Origin of the sequence: Nocardia sp. JCM 34519.1, assembly GCF_020361265.1 — a bacterium.
Classification (GTDB): Bacteria; Actinomycetota; Actinomycetes; order Mycobacteriales; family Mycobacteriaceae; genus Nocardia; species Nocardia arthritidis_A.
Genome location: NZ_JAIRBR010000018.1, coordinates 110,569 through 136,298 on the forward strand (window position 1 = coordinate 110,569; position 25,730 = coordinate 136,298).

The 25,730-nt window shown below is 67.2% G+C and carries 26 protein-coding genes; 15 read left to right on the forward strand and 11 right to left on the reverse strand.

The window, feature by feature from the left end:
- Window positions 1–116 precede the first annotated feature (116 nt).
- The 3 genes from LGY53_RS33035 to LGY53_RS33045 are packed head-to-tail and all read right to left on the reverse strand — an operon-like array spanning window position 117 to window position 1,106.
- A complete protein-coding gene (locus tag LGY53_RS33035) occupies window positions 117–434 on the reverse strand; it encodes a DUF1048 domain-containing protein (protein ID WP_225730619.1) in 318 nt (105 codons plus the stop codon).
- 1 nt (window position 435) lies between these two features.
- Window positions 436–801 carry a DUF1048 domain-containing protein gene (locus LGY53_RS33040; RefSeq protein WP_225730620.1) on the reverse strand — a complete coding sequence of 122 codons (366 nt, stop codon included), beginning with the start codon at window positions 799–801 and terminating at the stop codon, window positions 436–438.
- Window positions 798–1,106: a PadR family transcriptional regulator gene (locus LGY53_RS33045; protein ID WP_225730621.1), complete on the reverse strand. Its 309-nt coding sequence runs from the start codon at window positions 1,104–1,106 to the stop codon at window positions 798–800. Before LGY53_RS33045 ends, LGY53_RS33040 begins: the two co-directional genes overlap by 4 nt.
- Window positions 1,107–1,521: 415 nt before the next feature.
- Here LGY53_RS33045 and LGY53_RS33050 point away from each other — a divergent pair, with 415 nt between their 5' ends.
- A complete protein-coding gene (locus LGY53_RS33050) occupies window positions 1,522–2,088 on the forward strand; it encodes a TetR/AcrR family transcriptional regulator (RefSeq protein ID WP_225730622.1) in 567 nt (188 codons plus the stop codon).
- Here LGY53_RS33050 and LGY53_RS33055 read toward each other — a convergent pair.
- Window positions 2,064–3,926, reverse strand: a complete 1,863-nt coding sequence (locus LGY53_RS33055; protein ID WP_225730623.1) for a Na+/H+ antiporter — start codon at window positions 3,924–3,926, stop codon at window positions 2,064–2,066. The two genes, LGY53_RS33050 and LGY53_RS33055, sit on opposite strands and share 25 nt — an antisense overlap.
- A 95-nt stretch (window positions 3,927–4,021) precedes the next feature.
- On the opposite strand from LGY53_RS33055, the gene LGY53_RS33060 reads away from it, so the two are divergent.
- Window positions 4,022–4,915, forward strand: a complete 894-nt coding sequence (locus LGY53_RS33060; RefSeq protein ID WP_225730624.1) for an alpha/beta fold hydrolase — start codon at window positions 4,022–4,024, stop codon at window positions 4,913–4,915.
- 35 nt (window positions 4,916–4,950) lie between these two features.
- Window positions 4,951–5,553: a TetR/AcrR family transcriptional regulator gene (locus LGY53_RS33065; protein WP_225730625.1), complete on the forward strand. Its 603-nt coding sequence runs from the start codon at window positions 4,951–4,953 to the stop codon at window positions 5,551–5,553.
- A gap of 107 nt (window positions 5,554–5,660) precedes the next feature.
- Here LGY53_RS33065 and LGY53_RS33070 read toward each other — a convergent pair whose 3' ends face one another.
- Complete coding sequence (locus LGY53_RS33070) at window positions 5,661–6,071, reverse strand: hypothetical protein (RefSeq protein ID WP_225730626.1); 411 nt, start codon at window positions 6,069–6,071, stop codon at window positions 5,661–5,663.
- A gap of 268 nt (window positions 6,072–6,339) precedes the next feature.
- On the opposite strand from LGY53_RS33070, the gene LGY53_RS33075 reads away from it, so the two are divergent.
- The 7 genes from LGY53_RS33075 to LGY53_RS33105 all read left to right on the forward strand — a co-directional run bounded on the left by LGY53_RS33075 (window position 6,340) and on the right by LGY53_RS33105 (window position 13,085).
- Window positions 6,340–7,311, forward strand: coding sequence for an enoyl-CoA hydratase/isomerase family protein (locus LGY53_RS33075; protein WP_225730627.1), 972 nt, complete (start codon window positions 6,340–6,342; stop codon window positions 7,309–7,311).
- A gap of 147 nt (window positions 7,312–7,458) precedes the next feature.
- The gene (locus LGY53_RS33080; RefSeq protein WP_225730628.1) at window positions 7,459–7,971 is read left to right on the forward strand and encodes a hypothetical protein; all 513 of its coding nucleotides are present in this window, start codon (window positions 7,459–7,461) and stop codon (window positions 7,969–7,971) included.
- Window positions 7,972–8,085: 114 nt separating this feature from the next.
- Entirely contained in the window at window positions 8,086–9,084 is a 999-nt protein-coding gene (locus tag LGY53_RS33085; protein ID WP_305082718.1) for a type III polyketide synthase, read from the forward strand.
- Window positions 9,081–9,605, forward strand: coding sequence for a cupin domain-containing protein (locus LGY53_RS33090; RefSeq protein WP_225730629.1), 525 nt, complete (start codon window positions 9,081–9,083; stop codon window positions 9,603–9,605). The genes LGY53_RS33085 and LGY53_RS33090 overlap by 4 nt, the downstream gene beginning before the upstream one ends.
- A complete protein-coding gene (locus LGY53_RS44270; RefSeq protein WP_225730630.1) occupies window positions 9,602–10,684 on the forward strand; it encodes a zinc-binding dehydrogenase in 1,083 nt (360 codons plus the stop codon). The genes LGY53_RS33090 and LGY53_RS44270 overlap by 4 nt, the downstream gene beginning before the upstream one ends.
- A 261-nt stretch (window positions 10,685–10,945) precedes the next feature.
- Window positions 10,946–12,385 carry a rifampin monooxygenase gene (gene rox / locus LGY53_RS33100; protein WP_225730631.1) on the forward strand — a complete coding sequence of 480 codons (1,440 nt, stop codon included), beginning with the start codon at window positions 10,946–10,948 and terminating at the stop codon, window positions 12,383–12,385.
- Window positions 12,386–12,467: 82 nt separating this feature from the next.
- Entirely contained in the window at window positions 12,468–13,085 is a 618-nt protein-coding gene (locus LGY53_RS33105) for a DUF1707 domain-containing protein (protein ID WP_225730632.1), read from the forward strand.
- 64 nt (window positions 13,086–13,149) lie between these two features.
- Here the strand turns inward: LGY53_RS33105 and LGY53_RS33110 are convergent, their stop codons facing one another.
- Window positions 13,150–14,109 carry a zinc-binding alcohol dehydrogenase family protein gene (locus LGY53_RS33110; RefSeq protein WP_225730633.1) on the reverse strand — a complete coding sequence of 320 codons (960 nt, stop codon included), beginning with the start codon at window positions 14,107–14,109 and terminating at the stop codon, window positions 13,150–13,152.
- Complete coding sequence (locus LGY53_RS33115) at window positions 14,106–14,339, reverse strand: hypothetical protein (RefSeq protein ID WP_225730634.1); 234 nt, start codon at window positions 14,337–14,339, stop codon at window positions 14,106–14,108. The genes LGY53_RS33110 and LGY53_RS33115 overlap by 4 nt, the downstream gene beginning before the upstream one ends.
- Window positions 14,340–14,438: 99 nt before the next feature.
- On the opposite strand from LGY53_RS33115, the gene LGY53_RS33120 reads away from it, so the two are divergent.
- Window positions 14,439–15,062, forward strand: a complete 624-nt coding sequence (locus LGY53_RS33120) for a TetR/AcrR family transcriptional regulator C-terminal domain-containing protein (RefSeq protein WP_225730635.1) — start codon at window positions 14,439–14,441, stop codon at window positions 15,060–15,062.
- A gap of 9 nt (window positions 15,063–15,071) precedes the next feature.
- On the opposite strand, the gene LGY53_RS33125 is transcribed toward LGY53_RS33120, so the two are convergent.
- Together LGY53_RS33125 and LGY53_RS33130 are read right to left on the reverse strand one after the other, a co-directional pair.
- Window positions 15,072–17,228, reverse strand: coding sequence for a molybdopterin oxidoreductase family protein (locus tag LGY53_RS33125; protein ID WP_225730636.1), 2,157 nt, complete (start codon window positions 17,226–17,228; stop codon window positions 15,072–15,074).
- A gap of 158 nt (window positions 17,229–17,386) precedes the next feature.
- Window positions 17,387–18,607, reverse strand: coding sequence for an MFS transporter (locus tag LGY53_RS33130; protein WP_225730637.1), 1,221 nt, complete (start codon window positions 18,605–18,607; stop codon window positions 17,387–17,389).
- Between the two features lie 59 nt (window positions 18,608–18,666).
- Here LGY53_RS33130 and LGY53_RS33135 point away from each other — a divergent pair, with 59 nt between their 5' ends.
- Window positions 18,667–19,650 (forward strand): helix-turn-helix transcriptional regulator, encoded by a 984-nt coding sequence (locus tag LGY53_RS33135; RefSeq protein ID WP_225730638.1) that lies wholly within the window; start codon window positions 18,667–18,669, stop codon window positions 19,648–19,650.
- Between the two features lie 11 nt (window positions 19,651–19,661).
- Here LGY53_RS33135 and LGY53_RS33140 read toward each other — a convergent pair whose 3' ends face one another.
- Window positions 19,662–20,549, reverse strand: a complete 888-nt coding sequence (locus LGY53_RS33140; RefSeq protein WP_225730639.1) for an SGNH/GDSL hydrolase family protein — start codon at window positions 20,547–20,549, stop codon at window positions 19,662–19,664.
- Between the two features lie 101 nt (window positions 20,550–20,650).
- Entirely contained in the window at window positions 20,651–21,469 is an 819-nt protein-coding gene (locus LGY53_RS33145) for a class I SAM-dependent methyltransferase (RefSeq protein WP_225730640.1), read from the reverse strand.
- Between the two features lie 65 nt (window positions 21,470–21,534).
- Between LGY53_RS33145 and LGY53_RS33150 the strand changes: the two genes are divergently transcribed.
- The 3 genes from LGY53_RS33150 (at window position 21,535) to LGY53_RS33160 (ending at window position 25,681) form a co-directional block, all read left to right on the forward strand.
- Window positions 21,535–22,119, forward strand: coding sequence for a TetR/AcrR family transcriptional regulator (locus LGY53_RS33150; RefSeq protein ID WP_225730641.1), 585 nt, complete (start codon window positions 21,535–21,537; stop codon window positions 22,117–22,119).
- Window positions 22,120–22,888: 769 nt separating this feature from the next.
- Window positions 22,889–23,224, forward strand: a complete 336-nt coding sequence (gene trxA, locus LGY53_RS33155; RefSeq protein ID WP_225730642.1) for a thioredoxin — start codon at window positions 22,889–22,891, stop codon at window positions 23,222–23,224.
- Between the two features lie 240 nt (window positions 23,225–23,464).
- Window positions 23,465–25,681, forward strand: coding sequence for a serine/threonine-protein kinase (locus LGY53_RS33160; RefSeq protein ID WP_225730643.1), 2,217 nt, complete (start codon window positions 23,465–23,467; stop codon window positions 25,679–25,681).
- Window positions 25,682–25,730: the final 49 nt, after the last annotated feature.

The window sequence follows — 25,730 nt, forward strand, 5'->3', positions numbered from 1 at the left end:
TTAACCGAAGGGTTGCCACGGTTCCGGGATTTGCCCGGGCGAGCCGGATACCGATCGGATCGCGGCCCGCCGCCCAGACCTGTTGGAAATGAATACATTTCGCTTCGGTGGCCCGGTTACTTGTGGCCCTTCTCGGCGGCCGACTCGTGGTAGAGGTCGGCGAAGGTTCGGGAATCCTTGATCAGGTCGTCGCAGAATCCCGCGACGTCGGGGCCGATGAGCTCCATGACTCCTCTACCGGACCGGACTCCTTCCTCGAAGAAGTCGAGGATGCCCTGGAGCAGCTTTCCCTCGATCATATCGACCGGGCCGACCTTGAAATAGTATTTTTGAATCTCGTTGTAGACGATCTGGTAATCCTCCGGGAGTTTCTTGACCCGCGCCGTGTGCGCCCGCCACTCCCGTTTTCCTTCGATGATCTCGCGGATACCCACGTTATGCCCCTAACCGGCCCAGTTTCTTTGCGACATTCTTGTTCAGCTGCTTGCGCCACTTGTCGCGATAATCCGTATAACCCTTGGTTCCCTTCGCGCCGGCGATCGCCGCGCAGAAGCCCTTGATATCGTCGCCCAGCGACTCGTGGACGCTCTGGCCCTCCGCGGCCACCTCCTCGAGGAACCCCAGCGTGCTGTCGAGGATCGGCATCAAACCGCGGCCGGTGAAATCCCCGTACGGGTAGAGGTTGGCCTTGATTTCCGCCCATGCCGCCTGATATTCGGCGGGCAGGGCCGCGGCCCGTGCCTCGAACGCTTCGCATTCCCTGCTGAGATCACTACCGGTGATCTTCTCCCAGAAATTCATTTCCCGCTTTCCCTGAGCTCATTGATCCGCGACGAAATGTATTCCCATTTCGCCCAGAATTTCGCGAGTTCGCTGCGCCCCGCGTCGTTGAGTGTGTAGAACTTGCGCGGCGGGCCGACCTCGGACCGCCGTTTCGAAACCTCGACCAGCTTGTTCTTCTCCAACCGGAGCAGGATCGTGTAGACCGTCCCCTCGACCACATCCGCGAACCCGAGTTCGTTCAGCCGCCGCGTAATCGCGTAACCGTACGTCTCCTCGCTGCCGATGATCTCGAGAACGCACCCCTCCAACGTCCCTTTCAGCATTTCCGTCAAGTTGTCCGTGACACCCTCCTTCGATCCATCTACTCGGTGCTACCGAGTACTACTAGACTGTAACACAGAGTAGATGGCGGAGCACACCCGCCGAAAATCCCCTCGGATTCGCATACCGCACCGCTATGCCGAATGGCCGAAAGAGCAACTGTCGCAACAGAGGTTGCCCCGCAACGGGTTTACGTGGTAGAGCGCGCCGTTGGCGATGCCGGTGGCGGCGGCCTGCAGTTTTGTCCACTGCCGTGAGTGATTTCGGCCCGTGCCGCACACCGGGCGCGACACTCCGTTATCCTTTCGCGAACCAGCAAAGGCGCGGGCGATCCGGGAGCTTCCGAGGGGAGCCGGTGTCCGCCGCACGGCCTGCGGCTCACGCGGATACCCGACCCGAACAGAACGGCGATCGGCGATGTCACGTGTGGTCAGCAAGGAGCAATATTTCGACACCGCGCTGGAGGTGCTGGCCGAATTGGGCTTCAAGGGCCTCAATATCGGGTTGCTGTGCCGCAGGCTGGGGGTGACCAGCGGCTCGTTCTACCACCATTTCGGCAGTTGGCAGGGTTTCGTCGACGCGCTGCTCGAGCACTGGGAGCACCGGCAGGTCCGCATCCTGCGCAATATGAACTTCAACCAGGGCAATCCCGACGACGATATCCGCGCCATGTCGGATCTGGCGGCCGGCCTGCACCATGCCGCCGAGGCCGCCATCCGCGCCTGGGCCGCCAACGACGAATCGGTGAACGTCGCGGTCAAACGGGTCGACGAATCCCGCAGGCGCACCGTGCACAAGGCGATCATGGGCGTGGTGCGCGACGAGGACACCACCGCCGCGGTCACCGCGCTCGGTATGGCGATGCTCATCGGCTACCAGCAGATCGCCGCCGGCGGGCAGGATCTGTCGCTGGACCGGCTGCTCGCCCAATACGCGCGACTGATCTACTCCTACCGCCGTCAGCCGAGCAGTTCGTCCACATAACACCAGCGCCACGCCTCGCCGGGTTCGACGCTGCGCATCACCGGATGTCCGGTCCCCGCATAGTGTTTGGTGGCGTGGTTGCCCACCGACGAATCACAGCAGGCGACATGCCCGCAGCTCAGGCACATCCGCAGATGCACCCAGACCAGACCCTCGTCGAGGCATTCCCGGCACAGGTCGGGTTCGGTGGGTTCGACCACCAGCGGCGCGGCCCGCAGATGCGCGCAATCCGAGGCCGCGACGGTCGGCGCCTCCAGGGTTTCGGTGCGTTCCTCATCGGATTCGGCGTACCGGTCGATCATCGATTCCTCGAGATCCAAACGGGCCAGCACATATTGGAGGATCTCGTAGTCGGCGCCACCCGAATCCCGCACGCGCAGCACGGTTTCGCGTTCGGCGCGCAGCATTTTCAGCCGGAGCCTGCGGTATTCGGCGGTGGGCGTCGCCAATTCCGATTCCGAGCGACCCAGCCGCTCCCACGCGGAGTTGGTGCGCCAGGCCACCCGCTCGCGCAGCGAATCGATGACGCTGGACGGGGTTTCGGGGGTGATGTGCTCCTCGAGCGCGGCCAGCCCGGCGGCGGTGGCCTGCTGCAACAGATTCGCCTTCTGCAGCGCGTCCTCGGCGCGGCTGGGCCCGCGCAGCTTCAGCCGCCGCACCAGCCACGGCAGCGAAGTCCCTTGCAGCAGCAGCGTTCCCGCGACCACCACCAGCGCCACCAGTTTCAGCACCGGCAGCTGCGGGGTGTCGGCGGGCAGCAGCAGCACCGCCGCCAGGGTGACGACCCCGCGCATCCCGGCCCACGACACCACCGCCGAATGACCAAGGCGCTCATCGGCTTCCAGCGATCCGAACCGCCGGAACAGCGCCGCGGTGGGGAACACCCACAGCGGCCGCGACACCATCACCGCCAGCAGCGCCCCGGCCACCGCGACGACCAGCGTGCGATGGTCCAGCCCGCTGCCCCACGCCTCCTCCAGGATCGCCCGCGTCTCCAACCCGATGATGAAGAACACCGCGCTCTCCAGGATGAACTGGATGGTGCGCCAGTTGGTGCGCTCGGAGATCCGCGACGCCGCGCTCTGCCACACCGGCGCGTTGTGGCCGAGGATCATCCCGCACACCACCACCGCGATCACACCGGACGCGCCGATCGCCTCGGCCGGCAGATACGCCACGAACGGCGCCAGGAACGACAGGGTGGTGTCGAGCACCGGATCGCTGATCCGCCGCCGCAGCACCGCGAGCAGATACGCCACCACCACCCCGACCGCGGCGCCGCCGCCCGCGGCGAGCAGGAAATCCCCGCCCGCCTGGAATACCGAGACGGTGCCCGCCGCGGCCGCGATCGCGGTGCGCACGGTCACCAGCGCGGTCGCGTCGTTGAACATCGACTCGTCCTCGAGGATGGTCACGATCCGGCGCGGCATCCCGATCCGGCGCGCGATACCGGTGGCGGCCACCGCGTCGGTCGGCGCGACGATCGCGCCGACCGCCACCGCCACCGCGAACGGCACCGGCAGCAGCCACCACACCACCGCCGCCACGGTGAACGTGCTGAACAGCACCAACCCCACCGACAGCAGCGCGATGGTGCGGATATTGGCCCGGAAATCCACCAGCGAGGTGCGGATCGCGGAGGTGTAGAGCAGCGGCGGCAGGAAGCCGAGCATGATGATCTCCGGATCCGGGCGCACCTGCGGCACGAACGGCAGATACGACGCCACCACCCCGGCCAGGGTCAGCAGCAGCGGTTCGGAAATGCCGAACCGCCGCGCCGTGGCCGCCAGCGCGGCCGCCGACGCAACGAGTACCACCAGGCCGATCGCGACATGCACCGTCGCATTCTGTCAGAGCCCCCCTCGGGTACATGACATGTGCTGGGACCGCGGAACCGGTGCGTCTTTCTCGTTCCCGCGCAATGCTTGTCGCCATGGACGAGTTCGCTCACTGGCGCGCGCGAGGACACCGGCACACCCACCGCGGACACCAGATCTTCCGGGCCGAGGGCGGCGCGGGCGCCGAGGGCACGCTGCTGTGCCTGCACGGCTTCCCGTCCGGTTCCTGGGAGTGGCATGTCCTGTGGCCGGATCTGTGCGCGCGGTTCGCCCGGGTGCTGGCCCCCGACATGATCGGCTTCGGGTTCTCCGCCAAACCCCGCCACTACGACTACCGCATCGCCGATCAGGCCGATCTGCAGGAAAACCTGTTGCGGGAGCTGGGGGTCGGGCGGGTGCATCTGCTCGCGCACGACTACGGCGACACCGTCGCCCAGGAACTGCTGGCCCGCGACGGCGAGCGCCGCGCCGCGGGCGACGAATCCCTGGTGATCGAGTCGGTGTGTCTGCTCAACGGTGGCCTGTTCCCCGAAACCCACCGCCCGCGCCCGATCCAGCGGCTGCTGGCGAGCCCGGCGGGCGGGCTGGTCGACGCGCTCACCACCGAACGCGCCTTCGCCCGCAGCCTTTCCGCGGTGTTCGGGCCGCGCACCAAACCGGACGCGGCCGAACTGCGCCGGTTCTGGTTGATGTGGTGTTCCCGGCACGGACATCGCAACGGGCACAAGCTGATTCGCTATATGGCCGAACGCCGCCGGTACCGGGAACGCTGGGTGGGCGCGCTGTGCGCGGCGCGGGTGCCGGTCCGGCTGATCGACGGACTGCTCGACCCGGTGTCCGGTGCGCATATGGTGGCCAGGTACCGGGAGCTGGTGCCCGACGCCGACGTGGTGGAGCTGCCCGATGTCGGTCACTATCCGCAGCTGGAGGCGCCCGCGGCGACGCTGGCGGCCTTCCTGGAATTCCACGACACCCGGGTGTGCTCCTGAACCACCCGTTATGGCGGGTGCCATAACATGGTGGGGTGGCCACCGCACGACGAGCACGCACCGACGGACCCCGCACCCGCCTGCCCAACGCCCGGCAGGCGATGATCGAGGGCGCGGTGGAATCGCTGCGCGTGCACGGCGCCACCGCCACCAGCGTCGACCGGGTGCTCGCCGCCACCGGCGCGCCACGCGGCTCGGTCTACCACCATTTCCCCGGCGGGCGCACCCAACTGGTCACCGAGGCGCTCACCACGGCGGGGGAGTTGATGAGCCGATTCATCGAACAGCTCACCGGCGACGCCGATCCGGTGACCGCGCTCGAACTGTTCGGCGCGTCGTGGCGGCAGATGCTGCTGGACACCGAATTCCGCGCCGGCTGCCCGATTTTCGCGGTCGCGGTCGAAACCAACGACGACGCACCGGAATTCGCGGCGACCGCGGCCGAGGTGTTCACCCGCTGGGAGCGCGCGCTGACCGGGCTGCTCACTCGCGACGGCTATCCGGCCGACCGCGCGGCCCGGTTGTCCACGCTCACCGTCGCCGCCATCGAGGGCGCGGTGGCGATGTGCCGGGCCCGGCGCGACACCGGCCCGCTCGACGACGTCATCGCCGAGCTGCGCGCGATCCTCGCGCACTGACGCACCGCTCGGTGATCTCGTCCGATGACGCGACGGCTCGATGTCGATACCCGAGGCGGGAAACGCCTTCCGCGGGCAGGGGATCGGCCCCGCGTTCGAGTTTCGGGCTAGCCGAGCGTGACCTTCGTGTTGTTACCGGCGACGACCGTATCGCCGGCATCGACGAGCGCCATTCGCACCTGCACCGTCTGCCCCTTCGACAGCGGCGCGTCCTGGCCGCCGGGTCCGGTGAGCATTACGACGGTGGTCTGGTCGGATCCGTCGCAGGTGATGGCGTTTTGTGCGCCGGTGGCCGACGGGCTTTCGGCCTCGGGATCGCCCACCATCACTTTGACGGCGGTGACGCCTGCGGAAGCCTCGCAGTTGTAGGCGACCTCGACGTTGACCGGGCCGACGCGGCGCAGGGCGATGGTGTTCGCGGCCAGCGCGGTAGGGGTGGCGGCGAGGATGGCGAAGCCCAGCGCCGCGGCGACGGTCGCGATGCGGGCGGGACGACGGTGGTTCCGGATGATCGACATGGTGCACGGTCCTCCTGGGTAGGGGAAGCAACTCGGCACAACAGATCTTCGGACAGTGACAACTATCCTCCGCCGAGGCGGATGCCCGTGACCGGGGCGGCGTAAACCGGGTGGGTCGGGTACGACCGTGGTCGGATCTTCGCCCGACACTCTTGCCGTGACGTGGCGACACAGTATTATGGTGTGTGCCATAGATGCTAGGGGTTATTCGAACAGCGTTGCGCCGCAAAGGCTTCGGCGCAGCATCCCGCGCGCCGAGGAGACGCCGATGACGACCGCCGCCGAACTCCAGCTCGAAACCATCCAGGTCGACCAACGGGGGCGGGTGCTCACCGCCACCGTCATCGCCCCGCCGCTCAATTTCGTCACCCCGGCGGTGGTCCGCGACCTCGACACGCTCACCGCCACCGCCGAACGCGACGGCACCGTCGGCGCGATCGTCCTCACCGGCGGGCTGCCCGGCCGCTTCCTCACCCACGCCGACCCGGCGGCGCTCACCGGCATGATCGAGTTACCGCACCCGTTCATCCCGGCCCGGCTGGCCGCACCGTTCGTCCCGGTCCTCAACACCGCGCTGCGCATTCCCGGCGCCACCCGCGTCACCGAACGACTCGGCGGCCTCGGCACCGGACTGGTCTGGGGCTACCGGTGGAAACGCACCACCCTGCGGATGAACCGCTCCCGCATCGTGTACCTGGCCGCTATCAACGGGCCCGCGCTCGGCGGCGGCCACGAAATCGCCCTGGCCTGCGATCTGCGTTATGCCGCCGACGCCGAACACGTGAAATTCGGTCAGATCGAATCGCTGGCCAACCTCATCCCCGGTGGCGGCGGCACCCAGCGGCTGCCCCGGCTCATCGGCGCGGCCAAGGCCATCGAACTCACCCTCGAGGGCGCACCCGTCGACGCGGCGACCGCGCTGCGGCTCGGCCTGGTGCACCGGCTCACCCCCGAAACCGAACTGCTCGCCGAAACCCAGTCCACCGCAGCACGTTTGGCCGCCCGCAACCCCGTCGTCGTCGCCGAACTCAAACGCGCCATCTACTTCGGCCCGAACCGCCCGCTACCCCGCGGCCTCGACCACGAACTGGCCGCCTTCCTGTCCACCGGCACCACCAAATCCGCCACCCGCACCACCGAGGCCTTCTTCGAAGACCTCGACCGCCTCGCCGACACCCCCTTCCTCGCCGCCCCCAAGGCCTGGCTCGACGGCACCCGCGTCGACCAGACCAGCGACTGACCCGCCCCGCACTCACCGAAGCCTCCTCCGCACAGCATCCGGTGCGGCGATCGATCGGGGACACGCAAGTGTCCGCGCCTATGGGTCTCGACAGGCGACGCCCGACCGATTCACACTGTGTCTCAGTCGAATTCCCAAGGGGCACAAATGAAGAAGATCGTATTGCTGTTCAGCGTCGCCCTGGCCGCCGGTATCTTCCTGACGCCGTCACCTGTCGCCTCCGCCGCTGTCGATCAGGCGTGCACCGTCAACGAGGTCGCAACCTTCAGTCCGCCGCTGACCAACAACCCGCAGACCGTCACGATCACCACCGAGGGCAACCTCTTCAACTGCACCAGCGGCTCGGCACCGACCGGCACCTACGTGGAAACGCTCGTCGTACCGGGATTGAGCTGCACCAACCTGTTGGTCAGCGGAAGCGGAACCCGGATACTGACCTGGGTCGGCGCCGCGGCGCCGAGCACATTCGCCTACAACCGGACCGCCACGCTGGTCAACGGTAACGTGCAGGTCGTATTCCTGGGCGAAATCGCCTCCGGCACATTCACTCCCGATCCGGCCAAGGAAGCACTCACCGGACCGGTGCTGGATCCGACCGCGTGCGCGACCACCGGCGTGGCGCGCCACGACAACAACGGCACACTCACCATCGGGATCTGAACCCGGTCGCAGCGACGAGTCCGCCCGGCCATCGGCACCCGGCTGTCGAGAGGTGGCAACGAAGTGGTTGTTCTGTGCCGGCCGGCGATCGCCGTACCGGAAAGCGTGGTCACCATGTCCGACACCCTCGCGATGGCCGAGCGGGTGCACGCGGGCAGCCCGAACCTCGAACTCGCGCTGCGGTTGATCGAGCACACCGGTGTCAAGGAACGGCATCTCGTCCAGTCGCTGGAGCAAACGCTGCGTCATCCCGGTTTCGGGGTGCGTAACAAGGTGTACGAGCGGGAGGCGAAAAAGCGTGTTCCGCCGGTGATCCAACAGGCGCTGACATATGCGGGACTGCGCGTGGTGGATATCGACGCGATAATCTACGTCTCCTGCACGGGTTTCATGATGCCCGCGCTCACCGCGTGGCTCATCAATTCGATGGGATTCCGGTCCGACACCAGACAGATCCCGATCGCACAATTGGGATGCGCGGCGGGCGGCGCGGCGATCAACCGGGCACACGATTTCTGCACCGCGTATCCGGAATCCAACGTATTGATCGTCGCCTGCGAATTCTGCTCGCTGTGCTATCAGCCGACCGACGACGACGTCGGTTCGTTGCTCGCCGACGGCCTGTTCGGGGACGCGGTGGCGGCCGCGATCGTTCGCGGCCGCGGCGGTTCGGGAGTGCGGCTGTGCGACAACGCCTCCTACCTGGTCCCGGATACCGTCGACTGGATCTGCTACGACGTGCGCGAGACCGGATTTCATTTCCGCCTGGACAAACGGGTTCCCGGCACGATGGAACCACTCGCGCCGGTGCTGCGCCGGATCGTGGAGCGGCGCGGCTGGAACGCGACGCAACTGGATTTCTACGCGATCCATGCCGGTGGCCCACGCATTCTCGACGACCTGAGCAAATACTTGGACGTGGACGGCCACATGTTCCGGCACAGCCGGGCGACGCTCGCCGAATACGGCAATATCGCGAGCGCGGTGGTGTTCGACGCGCTTCGCCGGGTATTCGGCGAAAACCATGTGGCGGAAGGAGCGCCGGGGCTCATCGCCGGATTCGGGCCCGGCATCACCGCCGAGATATCCGTCGGCGAATGGAATCCGAAATGACGGACGGTTTGATCATCGCCGCGGATGCGGGCCGGAAACTGGCCACCCGCGCGCAGGAGATCGTTTTCAAGGTCACCGGGGCCGACGCCGATTTCGCGTCCACCTTCGAGGTGACGGTACCGCCGGGATTCGATGTGGGCGCACATTTCCACACCCGCACGGAAGAACTGTTCTACATATTGGCGGGCAATCCCGACATGTTCGCGTTCGAGCCGGTGCGGCGCACTGCCGACGATTGGCGTGACTGGGTATCGGCCACCGGGAAACGCCCCGTCCGGGCGGCGCCGGGAACAACCGTATTCGTACCGCGGCACTGTCCGCACGGTTTCGCCAATCGCACCGATCGGCCCGTGCGGATGCTTTTCCAGGCCGCGCCCCCACCGGATCACGAACGGTATTTCGAAGAGTTGACGAAAATATTCGCGCTCGCCGGAACCGTCGATTCCGGCGCCGTCGCCGAGCTGCGCACGAAATACGATGTCCACCAGATCACGCCGCTGCGGTTCGGATCATCGGCGTGAACCCGCGGATCCCGGCGACGACACCCGCCGTGCGAATCTTCGAACACGGCGACGAGAACGTCCTCCGCTACGGCGAATACCCGCTCGATCCGCCGGGACCGGAAGATGTGGTCGTCCGGGTCGCGGCGGCCTCGGTGTCGCGGTGGGATATCGGCTATCGCGCCGGGTTCCCCACCGGGTTCCGGCTGCCGGGACGGGCGGCGTTCCCGCTGCCCCAGCAGCTGGGCAGGGAAGCGGCGGGCCGGGTGATCGCCGTCGGCGCGGCGGTCGACGGGTTCGCGGTGGGTGACCCGGTGGTGGCCGTCGTCCATCCGGAGGACCCGGCATCGCTCGAGGCCGCGCGCGGCCTGGGCAATCTCTCGCCCGACGTCGCACTACCGGGCCACCAGGCGTTGGGCTGCTACGCGAAATACCTTGTGCGCCACCACACGATGTGGCTGCCGCTGGACCCCGCCATCGATCTCGAACAGGCCGCCGTGACGCTGTGGTCGTTCGCGACCGGACACCGGGTCATCCGGGACCGGCTCGATGTGCGACTGGGCGACACCGTCCTCGTACTCGGCGCCTCGGGCGGAATGGGCACCGCCACAACGCAATTGGCGGCACTGACCGGAGCGACCGTCATAGCCGCGACCCGCAGCCCGGCCAAGGCCGCCGGCCTGCGGGAACTGGGGGCACAGCGGGTTCTCGTCCTCGACGACCTCGACCGGGCAGCCGAAGACCTCCATGCGATCACCCACGGCCGCGGCGTCGATCAGGTCGCGGACTACGTGGGCGACGCGGCCGTCACGGCGTTCGCACTGGGCCGACTACGCCTCGGCGGACGGTACTGCGTCACGGTCGGCGAGAGCTCCGCCCCGCTACCGGTCACCACCACCGATCTGGTCCGGCTCGAGATGAGCCTGCTCGGCGTGCGCGGCGCCCGCCGCATCGACGCGATACAAGCCCTGGAACTGCTCGCCCAGGGCCGCATCCGCACCCCGATCGCGGCCCGCTTCCCGATCGCGAAGGCCGCCGAGGCGCACCGCTTCCTCGAGCACAACACCGACACCGTCGGCCGAGTCGTCCTCGTTCCGTAACGATCACCACCCGAGACCTGTTCTCCACCAACGATCTTCCACCCGTGGTGGACGACCTACGCACGGGCGACAAGTCGGTAGGCGGAAATTGATTGGACGGGATTCGTCGCGGTTGTTACCGTGCGCGAGACCGTGACGGCACGCGAGGAGGTGAGACCCATGAACGCGACAACCAGGTGGGTGCTCCCACTCGTGTGCACGGTCGGGCGGTAGGTGTCGCCGGGAGCGCCTGGAAACAAGGCACTCCCGAAAGGCAACACCATGCGTTTCACCTCCGATGTGATCATCGCCGGATGCGGGCCGACCGGCGCGATACTGGCCGCCGAACTGCGCCTGCACGCGGTGCGGGTACTGGTTCTGGAGCAGGAACCCGAACCCAATTCGTCTTATGTCCGCATAGTCGGATTGCACAGTCGCAGTCTGGAATTGATGGCGATGCGCGGACTGCTGGACCGCCTGCTCGAACGCGGCAGACGACGCCGCGCCGACGGAATCTTCGCCGCCATCCCCAAACCCGCGCCCGCCGACCTGGATTCCACGCACGCCTACCTGTTGGGTATCCCGCAGCCGGTGCTCGAGCGGATATTCGAAGAACACGCGATCGGATCCGGCGCCGAGGTCCGGCGCGGTTGCGCGGTAACGGGTTTCGAGCAGGACGACTCCGGTGTCACGGTCGAGTCGGCGGGCGGGGAGCTGCTGCGGGCGCGCTACCTCGTCGGCTGCGATGGTGCGCGCAGCACGGTGCGCAAACTGCTCGGCGTCGGCTTCCCCGGCGAACCCGCGCGCACCGAGACGCTGATGGGCGAAATGGCGGTGGGTGCGCCGGACGAGGAGATCGCCGCCAAGGTCACCGAAATCCGGGAAACCAACAGGACATTCAGCCTCACACCCTTCGGCGAAGGACGCTACCGCGTCGTGGTCCCCGCCGCCGGAGTCCGCGAGGATCGCGCGGAGCCACCCACCCTCGACGATTTCCGGCGACAGTTGCACGCCGTCGCCGGAACCGATTTCGGTGTGCACTCCCCGCGCTGGCTGTCCCGCTTCGGGGACGCCACCCGGCTGGCCGAGCATTACCGGGTGGGGCGGGTGCTGCTGGCGGGCGATGCGGCGCACATCCATCCACCGATCGGCGGTCAAGGCCTCAACCTGGGCATTCAGGATGCGGTCAACCTCGGCTGGAAGCTGGCCGCGCAGGTCCGCGGCCGAGCGCCGGAAACATTGCTGGACACCTATGAAGCCGAACGTCATCCGGTCGCCGCGGACGTCCTGGACAACACCCGCGCCCAGATGCAACTGCTGTCCACCGAACCGGGCCCGCGGGCCGTGCGCAGACTGCTCACCGAACTGATGGACTTCGACGAGGTGAACCGCCACCTGATCGAGAAGATCACCGCGACCAACATTCGCTACGACCTCGGCGACGGCCCCGACCTCCTCGGCCGCCGCCTGCGCGATATCGACCTGAAACAGGGCCGCCTCTTCGACCGACTACGCCGCGGCCGCGGCCTGGTACTCGACCGCACCGAACGACTGACCGTCGACGGCTGGCGGGACCGAGTCGACCTCATCGCCGATCCCACTGCGGCACTGGATGTTCCGGCCCTGCTGCTGCGCCCCGACGGTCATATCGCCTGGATCGGCGAACACCAGCAGGACCTCGACCGTCATTTGACCCGCTGGTTCGGCGAGCCCGCCGACTGACGTGCTCGAATCCGGCTACGGCGACAGCGATTTCGGCGGACAGCGGTGTACGGGCAGCGTCGGCACGGGCTACGGTAGGAGGATGGGTGGGAACAACCAGCTGGAACCGCAGCCATTCGAGCCGGAGGCCACCCTGGCGTCCGACGCCGACCGGGACCAGGTCACGGCGCAGCTGGAAAAGGCCGTCGGGCAAGGCATCCTGACGCTCGACGAGTTCGCCGACCGCACCGACCGGGCACTCGCGTCCCGCACCCGTGCCGAGTTGAGCCGGGTCGTGGCCGATCTACCGAACACGGCACTGCCGGTGCCCGCCGACACATCGATCACGCTGAAAACCGGAGCCGGAACCGTCAGACGGGAAGGCCAATGGACGGTGCCCAGCCGCATCGACGCCGAATGCGGAATGGGCACGGTGCGCATCGATTTCACCACCGCGAACTGCCCACACCGCGCGGTGACGCTCAACGCGACCTGCGGCAGCGGCACGATCGTCGCGACCGTGCCGCGAGGCTGGGAAGTCCGCCTGGAACAGGTACGCAGCGGTATGGGTTCGGTGACCAACCGGGCCACCGCACCCACCGACCCGACCATGCCGGTGCTGCACGTCTACGCCAAAACCGGTGCGGGCGTTGTGAAGATCAAACATCCCCGCGAACCCGGCATGCGGGGTGTATTGCGCGAATGGCTCGGCATCCACTGAACCGTGTGGGCGAACCGGCGGGATGCTCCCCGGATGACACCCCGTCATCCGGGGAGGTGCCGGGCTATGGCAGTACGACGAGTCGTTTCCCGCGCAGATCGGTTCGCTGCCATGCGGTTTCGATATCGCTCAGCGGAATCGTCGCCAGGTCGAAGGTGAGCTCACCGGACCGCGTCCACCGCACGACCTGCCCGTACACCGATCCCATCGTCTCGGCGTCGAGTCCCTTTGCCGCACCGTAGATCTCGACTCCGGAGGTGCGCAGGCTCTCGGCGGTGAGGGTGAGCCCGGGACCGGCGGCCTCCCCGGCCTGGATCACGCGCGTCGGTTTTCCGAACGCGAACGACTCCGGAACCAGTGTGCGCAACAGGATTTCGGTCGGCCGTCCCCACAGGTAGTCCAAGACCACGTCGTAGCCGTCGCCCTCGGCTTCGGTGAACGCCCGTGCCAGCGCGTCGTCGCCGACCGCGGTGTTGATGACCGTGTCGGCGCCGAGTTCCCGCACCTCGCGTAGCTGATCGTCGTCGCGGCCGGTGGCGACGATCCGCCCGGCTCCGAGCAGCCTGGCCACCTGCACCGCGAGTCGCCCGGCGACGCCGGTCGCCCCTTGGATCAGCACCGTCTCACCGGGAACGAAACCGGCGGCCGTCGTGATGGACATGCCGGTGATGGCCGTGGCCAGCATGGTGGCGACGGCCGGATCGATTCCCTCGGGGATCGGGGCGTACGCGCCGGCGGCCACCACGGTCCGCTCGGCGAGCGCACCGTAGGGCCGCCGGGGGTTGCCGAAGCCGACGAGGGTGCCGTCGGGCAGTGCGCCGACGCCGTCGAAGGCGGGGATCGCCGGGAGTTCGGTGACGAATTGCCCACTGGCGTAATGCGTTCCGGCCGCGATCGCCTTGTCGACGTGCTCGACCGCGACGGCCTTCACCTCGATGATCACTTCGCCCGCACCGGCCACCGGATCCGGGAAGTCCTCGTATCGGGGCACGCCCCCGATCTCGTGCAAGACCGCGGCCTTCATCGCAGTTCCTGGCCGAAGAACGCCGCGATCCGCGTCTGCCAGCCCACCAGCGCCCGCGGCGGGCGGTCCGGTGAGTGATTCCACCGGTGATCGACAGCGGGGTGGCGTCGCGAGTGCTCGTGGCGGGTGACGCCCTGGTGGCCGGGAGCTTGCTCGGCGTGAGCGGGAATTCCGGGGACGCGGTGGGTCGCCCAGTGCAGCAGATCCCGCATCGAATGCCGGTGTGTCATTTCATCCTCCTGCGTTTGCGTGTCGGCGCGGACGCACGTCGTCTCTATCACCGATAGGGAAGACTCTATCAGTGATAGAGTCTGGGCGGGAGGTGTGATTTGACATTGGACCGACAACGCATCGTCACCGAGGCGGTCGCATTGCTGGACGACGAGGGCCTCGACGGCGTGACCCTGCGCAAACTCGCCGCACGACTGGGGGTGCGGCAGCCGACCCTGTACTGGCATCTGCCCAACAAGGCGGCCCTGGTCACCGCGCTCGCCGAAGCGATCCTCGATCAGGAGTTCGGCGAGCTGACACCGCCGGCACCGGGGGAACACTGGCAGCACTGGCTCGGCGCACTGGCCGAGCGGCTGCGCCGCGCACTGCTGGCCCACCCCGACGGCGCACGCGTCCTGTCCGCATCCCAGCTCTCGCTGAAAATGGCCGACATCTCCGAGCTGGCGATGAGCACGCTGGTGGCACACGGAATCCCGCTGCACCGCGCCCGGGTGATCGTGCTGACGGTGGAACGTTTCACCGTCGGCCACGTCCTCGAAGAACAAGCCCCACGCCCGACCCCCGACACCATGCACGACTTCGACATGGCCGCATTCACCCGACAACACCCGACCGTGATCGCCGGCATCACGGAATACTTCCAGCCCGGCCGCACCGTCGACGACCTGTTCCGCGAATGCCTCGAACTGGTCATCGCCGGCGCGGCCGCCACCACCGGATAACCGTCGAAATCAGCTGGGGGACAGGGGAGTTACCGCGACCCACGTCCCGTTCACCGCCGCGGCGCCCGAGAACGAATCCACCAGCGCCGGATCGTGCAACAGGTTCACATTCGCACCCGGATGCGCCGCGGCGACCGACCAGACACCCGGCTCCCGATGACCCCACCCGTGCGGGATCGCCACCGTGCCCTGACGGATATCGTCACTCACCTCGACCGGCACCACGATCGAACCGGTCGCCGAACGCACCGCGACCTGTTCACCGTCCGACAGGTTCCGGGCCGCCGCATCCGCGGGATGCATCAACGCGGTACAGCGATCCCGGCCCTTCACCATCGACGGCAGATTGTGCAACCACGAATTGTTGCTGCGCAGATGACGGCGGCCGATCAACCGCAGATCGAAACCATCCGGCGGGGTAGTGCCCGCGACACCACGACCCGCGTCATCGATCAACGCCCGCGCGGCGGCGACGAAATCCTCCGGCGCCAACCGCACCCGCTTATCCTTCGTCCCGATCAACTGCCGCAACCGCGGCCGCAACGGACCCAGATCCACCCCACCGACCGACTCCCGCGCCCGGCGCACCGTCAACCCCCGCCGCCCGCGCCGCAACACCCCATACGGACCCGTCGCCACCGCCACCGCCGCCAACCGCAACGGACTCACCTGATCGAACACCGCCCGCACCAACCGTCCGGTGAACCGCCGCGCCGGCAACGGCAGCAACTCGGCGATCAATCCGGCCGCGATCTGCCAATCCTCCAACCCATCCGCGGGCGGCGCGAACACCCGCGCGTCGTACCGCAGATTGTTCCGCACACTGAACACCGGGAACAGCATGTCCACCTCCTCCCGCTCCAGCGGCGACACCGGCGGCAGAATGATGTCCGCATGCCGCGACGTCTCGGTGACATACATATCGATCGCCACATGAAAATCCAAGCCCGCCAACGCCTTCGCCATCCGGCCGGCCTGCGGCGTCGACAACGCCGGATTTCCGGCATAGGTGACCAACGCCCGGATCCGCCCCGGCCCATCGGCCAGCATCTCCTCCGCCAGCACACCCACCGGCAGCTCCGATCGGAACGCCCGATGCGCACCCGACCGATCCGTCCACGCCCCATACCCCGTCGGCAGATACTTCGCGAACCGCGCCACATCCACCGCCGGCGAGGCGAACATCTGCCCACCCGGCCGATCCAGATTCCCCGTCACCGCATTGATCGTGTTCACCAACCAATGCGTCAGCGTGCCGGTCACCTGCTGACACACCCCGATCCGCGCGTACAGCACCGCCGAATCCGCCGCCGCGTGCTCGCGCGCCAACCGCCGAATCGTCGCCGCATCCACCCCGGCATGCGCCGCCGCGACCTCCGGCGAGAAATCCGCCACCAACGCCCGCAACTCACCCCACCCCGAACACTGCGCGCGCACCGCCCGCTCATCACACAACTTCTCCGTCACCAGCACATGCAGCATCGCCAGCAACAAATACGGGTCACCACCCGGCGCCACCGCGATATGCTCATCGGCCAACCGCGCCGTCTCGGTGCGCCGCGGATCGATCACCACCACCGTGCCGCCGCGCTCCCGCACCGCCCGGATCCGGTCCCGCGCACCCGGCATCGTCGTGATCGACCCATTCGACACCGCCGGATTCGCCCCCAACACCACCAGCCGATCCGTCCGATCGATATCGGTCACCGGCATCAACACATTCGACCCGAACATCCGCCACGCCGCGAACTCCTGCGGGAACTGATCGATCGACGACGCCGAGTAGAAATTCCGCGTCAACAACACCATCCGCAGCAGCACCGCATACAGCACCGAGGAACTGTGCGCCGCCGGATTACCCAAATACATCCCGATCGCGCTCGGCCCATGCGCCCGCCGCACCGCACGCAACCGCCGACCCACCTCGGCGAACGCCTCATCCCAGCCGATCGGCTCGAACCGGTCACCCACCCGGCGCACCGGCGTCCGCAACCGATCCGGGTCGTCATACAACCCGCCCATCGCGGTCGCCTTCGGACAGATGTACCCCCGCGAGAGCACATCGTCCGGATTCCCCTCGATCCTGGCCACCCGATCACCATCGACGGTCACCAGGATTCCGCAATGTGCCTCACACAAGGTGCACTGCCGCGCAATGGTCTTCATCGGACATCCTGTCTGCCGGGACACCTGCCGTGAGGGTACCGCGCGGTCCGCGTCCGGGGCAGCGCCGCGACCACCCCGTCAGCACTCGAAGCTTCGATGCCGATCGTCCTGCACAACGCCGGGTCGAGGCAATTGGACCGTGGTCGGAGAAGCCGCTCCTACCCGGGATGGATCGCGACATCGTTGCGAAGATCGCGGACCGCGGACGAGACCAGCGGGAACAACGCCGCGACAGCGAATCCGATCCCACCGCACAGCGCGACATACTCGGCGCCCCACCGCCCGACCGCGGGCGCGGCGAGCAACTGTCCGACCGGAACCGCCGCGAACGAGAGCAGATCACTGTAGGCGGCGACCCGGGACAGCAGGCGCCGGGGCACATGCTGCTGCGCCGAAACCTCCCAGGCCGTGCCCACCGCGGTGAATCCCATACCCGCCACGAAGGCGCACACCAGCAGCCACGGCAGTCCCGCACCGCAACCCAGCGCCACCAACGCGGCGCCCCCGAACGCGCCCATCAGCTGCCCGGCGCGCAGCAAATACCGGGGAGCGTATCGGTACATCAACGCACTCATCGCCACCAGACCCATCGCACGCACACCGAGCACCAGCCCCCACGCCGCCGGACCCTCCCGATGCCTTGTCAACGCGGGCCCGACGATCTGCCACACACCGGTGGCGAACAGGTTGATCAGGCAGAACGACAGGGTGGTCAGCCACACCCAGCGGATGCCGCGAAAGGCGCGCCAGCCGTCCCGCAGGTCGGCCACCAGGCCACTCGTCTTCACCGCCATCGAGGTGCGCAACGGCAGCCGCGACAGCAGGACGGCGGCGATCACGAAGGTCAACGCGTCGACCGCGACAGCCCAGCCACCACCCACCGTGGCAACCAGAATCCCGGCCACGGTCGGCCCGAGGATTTTCGTGGCACTCTTGACCCCGCCCAACAGCGAATTCGCCCGCTGCAACGCCGCGGCGGGAACCAACTCCGGCACTATGCCGCGCAACGCCGGCGAGGCGAACGCGTCGAACGCCCCATTGACCAGCTCCAGACCCACCACGACCGGCAGACTGTAATGCCCGCTGAGCAACACCACCGCGACCGCCGCCTGCGTCAGGCCCGCACCGAGATTCGCCGCGATGAGTACCATGCGGCGGGGGAATCGGTCCGCAACCGCACCCCCGACCAGCAACAACACCACATGCGGGACAAGCTGAGCGGTCAGGACCAAACCCAGATCGCCGAGCCGGCCCGACGCGGCGAGCACCGCCAGCGCCAACGCCACCGGCGTCATGGCGCTACCCAGCAGCGAGATCAACCGAATCAGGAGAAACCGGTGGAACAGCGGGGTCAACCGCCCAGTGGAAGTATCGTGCACGCCGCGATGCTGCCGACCAGGCAGACCGGCACACCAACGCTTCGCGAAAATACGAAACGATGACCCTGCTCAAACTGACCGCCGACGCCCTGACACGCTGCCGATTCGCCCTCTCACCACTCGCGGAAACGATCGGAGCGCTCATCGCACTGCAGCGCCGACGAATCGATCCGGGCCAGGAAATATGGCACACCCGATTCCGGGCGGACTACGACGACTGGCTCACGCGCGATCCGATCGCCGCCGGACTACTGCCACTACTGGCCGCCACCAAACAGTTCCCCGACCTCGTCGCACAGCCGCCCGCAGCCGGGACACACACCCACATCGACGATGAACTCGCCGCGGTCGCAACAAGTTCCGATACCCAGGTACGCGCGACGGTCACCGCGTCGATCGGCGAAAGCTGGCAGCCGCAACAAACCGCATGGCTCACACTGGACGGGCTGGCGCCCCGCATTGCCGACACGCTGCGATACGGCTGGAACCATTTCGTGGCACCGGACTGGCCACGACGCCGAGCCATCCTCGAACGCGACATCACCTACCGGACCGCCCTGGTCGGCGACCACGGCTGGCAGCACGCCATAGATTCGCTGCGATCACGGCGGGTATGGTCCGCGGCCGACACCGCCATCCGCTTCAGCAACCGCCCCATACCCGATCGTGAGATCACCGACGAGGGACTGATATTCGTGCCACGCACCACCGGCGGCGGCTGGTGGACCTGCGAACAGCCACCCCGATACGCACTCGTATATCCGGCACGCGGCGCGGCGACCCACCCCGGAACCGCCGAATCGGACGCGCTGGCAAAGCTTCTCGGCCCGGGCCGGGCCAGGGTCGTGCGCGAACTCGCGCAACCGGCGACCAGCAGCCAACTCGCCGCCGTCCTGGATCTCTCACTCGGGACGGTCGGCGCCCACCTCTCGGTGCTCCGCGACACAAGCATCGTCACCGGCACCCGGACAGGGAAAAACGTGGTGTACCGCCTCACCGACCGCGGTCGTCAGCTCGTCACCACGCTCTCCTCGGCCGGGTGAATCCGCGGCTCTCAACCGCGCAGCACCGCGAGCACCTGCCGAGCCTGATAGTCCGCGCCCAACTGATTCGGATGGAACGGCACCGCCGGGCCCAGCGGATCCGTCGACAACGGCAGCAGACCCTCCACCCAACGCGTCCCCGCGGGCTGGCACGCGTCATGACCGCCGCTGGCCCGGTAGGTGTCGACGAATTCGACACCCTTCGCCGCCGCCACCCGCGCCAGCATCGCATCCAACTCGGCCAGCTTGGCACCCAACCAGCTCGCATCCACATCCGAGATCGGGATCATCGGGAAACAACCACCCGAGGTGCCGATACCCTCGAAATAATCCAGCAGCAGAATCCGCGCCCGCGGCGAGCGCGCCCGGATACCGTCGATCACCGACGCCACCTTCGACTCGGCCGCCGCGATCCGCTCCGACATCCGATCCACCCCACCGGACACATTCGCATCCCGGCACACCGACACCGCCGGATCCGCGGTCAGGCAGTTCTGCACCGTCTCCGCCAAACCCGCGTCATTGCCGCCGATGCCGAGCGTCACCAGATCCGTTGCCGCGCTCAAACTGTCGAACTGCGGCGGATTCGCCGGACCGAACCGCACCGACTGCGACTCCGTCATATTCTCCGTCGTCGCACCACCGCACGTCGCATCGCGGAACGTCGGCACCGCGAGCGCCGCCGCGACCTGCTTGGCGTAACTGCTGCGGCTCTGCGCACACCCCGCCGACACGAACTCGGTGCTCACCTGGCTCAACGTGGCATCGGCCGCCCACGAATCACCCAGCGCCACATACTCGTTCACCGCCTGCGGGGCCGCATGCGCCGCCGCCCCGCCCGCCGGCACCGCAGCCCCGATCGCCGCACACGCGATCACCGCACGCGCCGTCCTACCCATTACCGCCTCCATCGTCGGACAACCGTCCGGTTATGTTCCGAGGACAGCTTGGCAGACCGGGCCGCGAATCGCCTTATCGCGCAGTTGAATACCGTCTGCAATTATGCAGACGATGCCACCAGGACCTCGGTCGAATACCCCATCGGAAAAGCGCCGCCCACCGCGTCGACCGCAGCACCGAGACCCGTGAGGAGCTCCGCCAGCAGCGCCGCGTCCAGCAGATTGTGCCCACCCATCGTCGGCACCTGATCCAACCATTCCTCCCGGGTGTAGGTCTGCTCCCAATGGACCCGCCACTTTCGCGGCTCGGCGAATCCACCCGCCTCCCGGATCCCCTCCTCGGCCGCAGCGCTCATCGCCTTGTACGCGTCCGCGACCGGCCGCAGCCAAGTCCGCCCGAACGGCGAATCCGGCACCAAACGCGTGTACACCTCCGCGAACCGCTCCGCCAACTCCATCGGCGGCTGCGCACCGTTCCAGAACACCGCCAGCACACCATTCGGCCGCAAAACCTGACGCGCCTTCGCCGCACCCGCCACCGGATCCACCCAGTGCCAGGTCTGCCCGGCGATCACAGCGTCGAACGTGCGGCCGTCGGGCTCCCACGTTTCGAACTTCGACACCTCGACCTCGAATCCGCTGCGCCGCGCGAATTCGGCCATCCGCGAATCGGGTTCGACGCCGCGCACCCGGCAGCCCGCCGCACGGAACTGCCTGGCCGCGATGCCGGTGCCGATCCCGACATCGAGCACATCGGGGCCCGGGCTTTCGGCGACGATCCGTTCCACCATCGCATCCGGATACCGAGGACGGGTCCGGTCGTAGCGCTCGACATTCGCACCGAACGATTCGGCGACCTGACGCTGCTTGTGCACCTCGCCTGCCGTGGTCGGCAAGGGTTCGGGAGATATAGTGGGCATGCGCCCACACTAGTGGGCGCATGCCCACTAGAACAATGGATTCCACCCACAGCGAAAGGGGAGCAGTGCCAACCGGTGTGGCCCTCCGCGACGTCCGCCAACAACTCTTCGACGCCGCCGAACGCGTCCTGCTGCGCGACGGACCCAACGCGCTCACCAGCCGAGCCGTCACCACCGAAGCCGGCGTCGCCAAAGGCGTACTGCACCGCCACTTCACCGACTTCGACGCCTTCCTCGCCGAACTCGTCGCCGACCGACTCGCCCGAATCCAACGGCAAGCCAACGCATTACAGGAATCCGCGGGCACCGGGACCGTCGTCGACAACCTCACCGACGCACTGCTCACCGTCTTCGGCTCGGTCGCGCTCAACATGGTCGCCCTCATCACCGCCCGCGACGAACTACGCGCCCGCCTGCGCCGAACCCACCCCACCGGCATCCCCATCCTCACCGAGGCCGCCGATATGGTTCGCACCTACCTCACCACCGAACAAGACCTCGGCCGAATCGCCCCCGACGCCGACATCCCAACGCTCGCACTGAGTTTGATCGGCACCGGCCACATGGTGTTCGCCGGGCGCGACGGCGAGCCGATCGACGCGGATTCGGTGCGGAACGTCGTTGCGCCGATAGTGAAGAATGCGGGCTAGTTTCGTCACTGTGACGTTTTAATGGGTGATCCTGGGCGCGGGGGAGAAGGCTTGTCAGGCATATGGATTCGATGCGGCAACGACCGCGACCCGGCCCATCGTCGACCGGGCATCAGATCACGTTCGCGCCGACCGGCACGCGCGAATGTCTTCGGTACAGCGAGATATTCGGCCCAGGTTGCCGGACCCACGAAATCCGGAACCGAAACCGTCCGCGAGCCCGACGATTTCAGCGTCTCTACTGTCGCGCGCCCGCCGTGCTCACCGACCGGCCTCCGCCGAAGCGCTACTGCACGCTACATGCACCGCCTAGTCGCCGTTGACGAAGGCAGAGAATGGGGCACCTTCGTTTCGTCACTGTGACGTTTTGAACGGTGAGTCCGGGCGGGAGGGGATTGCGCCGGGGCTCGAATCTAGTGCCTGGCCAATATATCTCGGCGAAAATCCAGAATCGCCGGAATATTTCCACTGGCATACGACACGCCGAGGAGGAGCATTTCCAGCAACGTCGGACGACGGGATACGCAGTTCGAGGCTCAAGGAGCGGCAGGGCCGGAGGCCTGGAGGCTTAGCGTGAGACACCAACAGCTACAACAACATCCAGCAGATCGAACATCCCAACAGCCCCTCCGTTGTAACGCCGATAATCAACACTATGTCAACCTGAGGTGCGCAGGGTTACCGGCGAGACCGACGAAGGATCCCCCGCGTTTCCCGGATACGGCAACGATCTTTGGGGTTCGTGGGGTGGGCAAGGAAGCTCGAGGGTATGCAGTCCCATATTGTCAACGTCACTGATGCGACATTCGAGCAGGAGGTGCTGGGTAGCGACCGGCCGGTCGTCGTGAATTTCTGGGCCACCTGGTGTGGGCCGTGTAAACGGATGGCGCCGATCCTGGAGGAATTCGCGGCCGAAAACCGCGGGCAATTCACGGTGGCCCGGGTCAACATCGACGAAAATCCGTTCACTGTGCGGGAATACGGCGTCATGGGTGTACCGACGACCGTACTGGTACGCGAGGGCGCCGAACTCGGCCGCATCGTCGGCGCGGTTCCGAAAAAGGTTCTGCACGAAAGCCTTACCGCCGGACTCGACCGAAAGTAGTTGATCCACACAGGCTGTCACCTGGTCATGGCGCACCGGTGGCTGTTCCTCGACGGCGAATGCGGTGACGCCAGGTGGGCGGCACTGGCCGCGCACCTGGCGTCACCGCCATACACCCTTCCCACCCAGGAAACGAGGTAGAGCCATATAGCGAGCGGCGATAACATAAAAGGTTCGCCCAGCGACGAAGATCATACTTCTCGGAATTGGGCCGGGAACCTTCCATGGGAGCAGGCCGCGATGGAACGTGTCGACCGGATGACGGTCACCCAGAACGCCTTGATGCGACTGGTAGCCGCCTTCGCCGGCGCATGGCAAACCGCGGCCGACCCACCCGACCTCGCCGACCATCTCCCCACCGACGCCGCACTGCGCCGCACCGCCCTCATCGAACTCATCAAGGTCGACCTCGATAACCGCTGGGCCCACACCAAGAACGCGCTACGCCTCGCCGACTACCGCGAACGCTTCCCGGAACTCGACACCGCACCGCTGCCACCCGATCTCATCTACGAGGAGATCACCGCCCGCAGCCGCGCCTGCGGACATATCGACCTCACCGAATACGAACAGCTCTACCCGCAACAGATGAGCCGCATCTCCGGACAGCTCGCCGACGAGAACTTCCGCACCACCCTGCTGACCGACCCGACCGCGCTCACCGCACTCGACACCATCACCGCGGGCAGCACCCTCGACGACTTCGACCTGCTCACCGCGCTCGGCCGCGGCGCATTCGCCCGCGTCTTCCTGGCCAGGCAACGATCCATGCAACGACTCGTCGCCGTCAAGATCTCCCGCGACCGCGGCAGCGAACCGCAGACCCTCGCCCAACTCGACCACGAACATATCGTTCGCGTCTTCGATCAGCGCCAACTCCCCGACGAACACCTCAAAATCATGTACATGCAGTACGTTCCGGGCGGCACCCTGCTCGGCGTCCTGCACCACCTGCGCCGCACCCCGGTCGCCCAACGCTCCGGGAAACTCCTGCTCGACGCCGTCGACGCGGCCGTCGACGCCACCGGGGTCAGCGAACCACACCCGTCTGCCACCAGAACCGAACTCGCCCAACTCACCTGGCCCGAAACCGTCGCCTGGCTCGGCGCCCGGCTCGCCACCGCACTCGACTACGCGGGCCACCACGGCGTACTGCACCGAGATATCAAGCCCGCCAACGTCTTACTCACCGCCGACGGCCAACCCAAACTCGCCGACTTCAACATCAGCTTCAGCCGCCACATCCCCGGCGCCGGCCCCGCCGCCTACTTCGGCGGATCCCTCGCATACATGTCCCCCGAACAACTAGCCGCCTGCCACCCCACCATGGCCACCACCGCCGCCGACCTCGACACCCGAAGCGACCTGTACGCGCTCGGCGTGGTGCTGTGGGAACTGCTCACCGGACGGCTCCCGTTCGCCGACCAACCTGGCGCCGGCGAATCCGACAGCTCCCTGGCCGCCATGATCGACCTGCGCGGCCAACCCATCGAGGCCCGCTACGAGGCCATGGCACCCGCCGACTGCCCGCCGATCCTGCGCCACGCCCTACTCACCTGTCTGTCCCCCGAACCCGCCGACCGCTACGCCAGCGGCGTCGAACTCGCCCACCAACTCCAGCTCAGCCTCGACCGCACGGCCCGCGACCTCGTCGACCCGCCCGCGCGCAGTATCCGAGCCCGATTCCGGATGCGCCCGATGCCGGTCGTCACGCTGTCCAGCGCGCTCGGCCAGCTGCTCGGCGGACTGTATCTGATGGGGCACAACACCAGGCTGCTGCAGCACACACTCACCGCATCGGCACAGACCGGGCTGGACCACCTGGCCACGATCGTCATCGCACTCGGCTATCCGCTCGGCGTCGGATTGCTGCTCTACTGGTGCCGGCTGGTATTCCTGATACCCGACGGACTGCGCCGCGGAAAGCATTACGACGAGGCGACTTTGGCCCGCGCCCGGGCCGACACCCTGGCATGCGGCGATCGAATCGCCGGTGTCGCGTTCACCGGTTGGCTTGTGGCGCTTGGCATTTTCCTGATCCAGCTACATCGCACCGCCGACCTACCCGCCGGGCTGCTGGCCAACCTCATCGCCTCGCACATCGTCGCGGCCGCGGTGGCCGTGGTCTACACCTATTTCCCCGTAACGTTTTTCGTGCTCCGCTGGTACTACCCCGGCCTCGTGGCCGCCGGACACACCTCACCGGAGGACACCGCGCGACTGCGTCTGCTCGCCCGACGCAGCCGCGTCTATCTCGGTGTGGCGGCGTCGGTTCCGCTGATCGGCGTCGCCGCCGGACTGGCTTTCCTCTCCCCCGAGCAACAGCAGATCGTCATCGAATCCATTGTGGCGCTGTGCGTCGTCGGTCTGCTCGCCTTCGTCATCGCGCTGCGGGTGTTCTACACGCTCGATTCCGATCTGCACGCGCTGCGCCGCATCGCCGATCCACGTGACTGACCCGACTATTCCGGTCGGCGTGAATTACCTTGTGGTCAACTAACGTTCA